The following is a 533-nucleotide window of genomic DNA, read 5'->3' on the forward strand; positions in this document are numbered from 1 at the left end:
AATACGGATTTAATTAACCCATTGCTTATAAAAACATTTACATATTCACAATCCATAACTCTTGCGCCTAATGGTGGACAGGAGATACGTATACCGATTACTGTACCAGATGGATATATGTTTCTATGTGTTACCAATGTAAAAAGCAATGGGAACGTTGCATACGCATGTTACATAGCGTCATCTTCAAACATCCTGACTTGTTTCGTGGGCAATGACCGAAATGAGCAGAAAATAATCCCGCAGGGTATTTCGGCAGATGCGCTGTTCATGAAAAAATGGTGGTGAATAATCATTTAAGCTATTGCAACTTTCCAGTCCATGAATCTTTCCAGGTACCATCAGTATCTAAAAATCGCAATGTAATACGTTTCTCGCCACTGTAGTAGAAATGTATTGCGTAGCCTGCTGCCATCGACATATTGTAATAGGAGCGAAAACCGAATGATTGGTCTGCATCATCGAAAAAAGGCTGTATTATAGCTACTTTTTCAAAGTTAAAACATGAAGCAAGTAATTTTAAATCCGTATTG

General features: G+C 37.7%; 1 protein-coding gene and 1 pseudogene. One reads left to right on the forward strand and one right to left on the reverse strand.

The window, feature by feature from the left end; all coding sequences use genetic code 11:
- Nucleotides 1-288, forward strand: a pseudogene (locus LI015_RS28015) (hypothetical protein); the annotation flags it as partial.
- A gap of 13 nt (nt 289-301) precedes the next feature.
- On the opposite strand, the gene LI015_RS28020 reads toward LI015_RS28015, so the two are convergent.
- Nucleotides 302-533 (reverse strand): hypothetical protein (locus LI015_RS28020; RefSeq protein ID WP_227126783.1); only part of this gene is annotated, 232 nt, incomplete at its 5' end.

This window comes from Enterocloster sp. 210928-DFI.2.20 (assembly GCF_020554465.1).
In the GTDB taxonomy this organism is placed as follows: domain Bacteria; phylum Bacillota; class Clostridia; order Lachnospirales; family Lachnospiraceae; genus Enterocloster; species Enterocloster bolteae.